This is a genomic window from Deltaproteobacteria bacterium, assembly GCA_016210005.1.
Taxonomy (GTDB): Bacteria; Desulfobacterota; Binatia; order HRBIN30; family JACQVA1; genus JACQVA1.
In genome coordinates, this window is the sequence record JACQVA010000088.1 from 1 (window position 1) to 3,975 (window position 3,975).

The window sequence follows — 3,975 nt, forward strand, 5'->3', positions numbered from 1 at the left end:
GCCCGGACTGGCGAGACCCCTATGACGAGATCGTGTAGCGCTGGCGGGTCGTAGCGAGCCGGTGCCGTGGATTCCCGCTTTCGCGGGAATGACAAATTGCGCCCTTTCGGCCACGGGCCTCGGCCTGACAGTACACAGTACTGTCAGACTGGTGAGGATTTGCCCGGTCGGCTGCACGTTACCCACAGATTTGTCGCACACCCAAGCACAAGCCGCGTAACCTGCTCGTATTGACGCTAGCGATCGCGAGGGTTCGCTCACGCCAGCCTTCAGCGGGAACACAAAGACGTCATCCACGAAGTGGGGCGGAACGAAGTAGGGAGCGTGCGTCACGATGTCGGGCTCAGCGCCCCGGGGGGCACCAGCGCCGCGGCTTGCCCCGGGGGCGACCAAAACCAGCGCAGCGCCGGCCGCCAGCCGGGTTTAGCGCGCAGCGCGATACGTACCGGCTCCGCCGCTTGATTCATGTCCAACTCGAGCTCTGCGGTCTCCCAACGCTCGCCCGCGTCGAGCTCACCCGCCAACGAGCCGAGGTTGAACTGCACCGTTGCGTTCACCACTTCCAGCCGGAAGCGGTAGCGGCCTGCCGCGCGCGGTGCCAACAGGCCTTGCCAGATCGCGTTCAACTCGGTGACTCTGCGCTCGACGACGGCCGCGACCAGCGGCACCGGGATGGTGTACTGCGTCAGCGCCGGATCAATCTGGTCCACCTGTGTCGTCCGGCCGTTGGCATCCGTCGTCCGATAGCTCGCGCGCAAGCCCGCCAGCGGCAACCGCCCACATTGTGCCGGCAGAGCACTAGCGACTGCGACCGTCGCCACCGGGCCCGCGCGCCGAATGCTCCACTGCATTTGCGGGCATATCAGCGCCACCAACTCGGGCAGCAGCTCCGCCTCCGGCGCCCCCTGCGCAATCCAGTACACCGGCTGGGTCTCGCCGGCAGCCGGGGTAAACGCCGCCAGCAGCGACGACGCCTGCGCGCCCTGCAGGTGAGCGGCGTACCAGATGTAGTCCGACGGCTCGAAAGCGTTGACGCCCTCGTTGGTGAGTAACACCACCCGTGACCCCGCGGGGACGTTGTGGATCGCCGCCAGCACGGTGTTCTCCGACACCACGAACGAGGCCTGCACCACCGGATGGTCGATCAGTTGTTGCAGCTGGCGCAGATTCAGCACCGCGGCCGCGGCCACCGCCAACCCCAGCAGCGCGTGCGCCCATCGGCGCGGCAGCCACCGCCAGCTCAACATCTCGTCGAGGCCGAAGGCGATCAGCACGAACAACGGCACCAGTAAGACGAAATAGCGCGAGACGTTGACATTCGCCGGCACCACGGCAAGGGCCGTAAATGGCAACGCGAATAGCGCCAGCGCCAGCAAGCGCCAGGGATTGCGCCAGCGCCACATGGCTACCCCCACCGCCAGTGTTGCCAGCACACCGGAGACCGGATCCAGCATCGGATGTTGGGGAATGTTGACGGTGGGGATTTCGTCGCCTTCAACCAAGAACACGCCCCAGCCCAAGCGCAGCCGTGCGATCGCCGTCAGCGCGCGCGGCAATAGCGATTGCTGCTCCGGCGCCAGCCATTGCCAGCCTTCCTCGTGCCGCCGCAGCGCCTCCATGAACAGGTCGCTGCCAAACCACACCGTGCTAACCACACCCGGGCTCAGCATTACCGCCCAAGCCGCCGCAATCACGATGAAGTGCCGCCAGCTGCGCGCCGGCAGCCGGCCTTGCCGGTACCGCACCACCGCCACCGCGAAGGTGCCGGCGTAGAGCATGGGCGGAAACACGCGATAGCCGGTGTAGGCATAGAACAAATCAGCGCTGGCCACGGCCAGTGCCACGCTCGCCAGCTGGCTGCGGTCTTGAATCACGCGGACGAACAACCAGGCAATCAGCGCCATCACCGAGATGGGAAAGAAGATCTCGTCCGCAAATCGTGCCGCCGCCGCGGCCCAGCGACAGGCAGCCAGCAGCATGCTGGCGGCCCAAGCCGCCGGCAGGGCGACGACGCGCCGAAGCGCCACGAAGAGTATCGTCGGCGCCAGCACTCCGCTCAGCACAAACGGTGCGCGCAGAGCCGGCGACGACAACCCGAAGAGGCGAAAGCTCAGCCCCGGCAACGTATTGGTCAGCGGGAACTCCAGCGGCCAGCGCCAGTCCTGATAGACCCAATAGGCGTTGCCACCGGTCTGAAACTCCTCGAAGCCGAAGGCATCGAGCGGCGGATACACATCGATGCGCCACAAGCGCGTCAGCACCGCCAGCGCGGCCACCGCCAACAGCGCCAGCCAATCATTGCGCCGCCACGGCCGGCCCGGCGCCCGCTCGCGCCCGCGATCCGCCAACCCGCCGGCCGCCGCCAGCAGGGCGATCCCCGCCACCCACCACCACGTGCCGGCGTACAGCACCTGCGAGATGACAAAGCGGTGGCTGCCAATGGCCGCGCTGGCGAGCGCAGCCACAATCAACAGGGCCCAAGTTAGGTCGCGCCAGCGCACCACCCGCCTATATCAGCCCACCCGCGCGCTCGTCACCTGGCGCACGAGGGCCGTACGATTTGACGTGGTATCTTTCCGATTGGTGCTTGAAGACCAGGCGAAAGTCGGCCAAGCTAACGTCAGGTCAGGTAACCCAAGCCCCGTGGAGTAGGAGCGCGCCGTGTACGTCACTGAAATTCTCGAACGTTGTGCCAGTCTCGAAAGCCGGACCGCCACCGTATACCGCCACTTGGCGGAGCGGGCTCACGCCGACCCGCAGACCGCGCGGTTGTGGCGCGAGCTGGCGCTCGAACAGGAAACGCACGCCGACGTGCTGCGCCGAGAGCTGCGGTCTTTCGAAGATGACGACGACAGTGGCGCGTTCCTTCCAGAATACAGCGAGCGCCTGGAGCACCTGGAGCGCACACTGCATGTGCTCGAAACCCGAGCGGCGTCGGCGCAAACCCTCGATGACGCGCTGGCCACAGCGGTGGCGTTAGAGCAGAGCGAACTCGAGGACATTTACGACGATGTGCTGCTGCAAAGTCAGCCCGCGTTCAAGCTGATCTCCGAGCGCATCGAAGCCGCGCTCAACGCCGCCCCGGCGGGCACGCACACCAACTCCCAGCTGCCGCCGAACCGCACACCGCGGCGGTAGCGCGTCGGCAGCGCGGGGCGCCGCCGCCCACGTGGAAGTGCCGCGCCACTGTGCCGCGCGGCAGCAACCGGGTGATCACGTCGATCACTCGCGGTGTATCCGACTGGGCTGCTGGCAGCGCCATAGCTCGACGATCAACCGGCTTCTATCACCCTGTATCACCCTGGGGCCACCGAGCGCGGTCATCCGATACCTTGGGACATGGAAAATCGGGGCGGCCGGATTTGAACCGGCGACCACTCGCACCCCAAGCGAGTGCGCTACCAGGCTGCGCCACGCCCCGTAAGCGTTCGGCCCCTGCTACCACGCACACCGCAGGCTTTCAAGGAAGCGTCCGCCGCACGCTCACCAGCTGCCCGACACCGTCCGAACTCAGCCGAATGGTATGGCGGCGCTTATCAAGCGCCACCAAGTTCAAGTCCCAAAGTTGCGCGATAACCTGAGCCAGCTCGCTGCGATTGGTCCGAATCGTACGCGGGAGCTCAGCTAGACTTACGTCGCACTCGTCCCCCCACAGGTAGTAACCCTTGGCCAGCAGTCGCAAAAGCGAGAACGCAACTTCCGATCCGCTGCGTTGCCGTTCTGCATCATCACGGACGCTCGATTCCATGCAGCAGGCAGTCAGCAACGGTTGTGCCAGCGAATCTTGTCGGTGCAGCGGTCGGACGGCCAGGCGGCGCACGAATTTGATCGTTCGTCGCCAAAAAGCGGACAGAGCGTGTCCTTCCGGTGAGCATGCATAGCTCGATTTTTCCGGGGCGATCGGTTGCGACCGGGCCACCGAGACGGAGCGACGGATCAGCGGGGTGGGAACCGGCTGCGCCGCCACCGGTCAGC

At 66.1% G+C, this 3,975-nt stretch carries 3 protein-coding genes and 1 tRNA gene; 1 reads left to right on the forward strand and 3 read right to left on the reverse strand.

Going from position 1 to position 3,975, the window contains the following annotated elements:
- Window positions 1-329: 329 nt before the first annotated feature.
- On the reverse strand, window positions 330-2,501 hold the full coding sequence (locus tag HY699_08915) for a glycosyltransferase family 39 protein (GenBank protein ID MBI4515920.1): 2,172 nt from the start codon (window positions 2,499-2,501) through the stop codon (window positions 330-332).
- A 160-nt stretch (window positions 2,502-2,661) separates the two neighbouring features.
- Between HY699_08915 and HY699_08920 the strand changes: the two genes are divergently transcribed.
- Complete coding sequence (locus HY699_08920; protein MBI4515921.1) at window positions 2,662-3,138, forward strand: hypothetical protein; 477 nt, start codon at window positions 2,662-2,664, stop codon at window positions 3,136-3,138.
- A gap of 209 nt (window positions 3,139-3,347) precedes the next feature.
- On the opposite strand, the gene HY699_08925 is transcribed toward HY699_08920, so the two are convergent.
- Window positions 3,348-3,421, reverse strand: a tRNA-Pro gene (locus HY699_08925).
- 39 nt (window positions 3,422-3,460) lie between these two features.
- Complete coding sequence (locus HY699_08930) at window positions 3,461-3,967, reverse strand: hypothetical protein (protein MBI4515922.1); 507 nt, start codon at window positions 3,965-3,967, stop codon at window positions 3,461-3,463.
- Window positions 3,968-3,975: the final 8 nt, after the last annotated feature.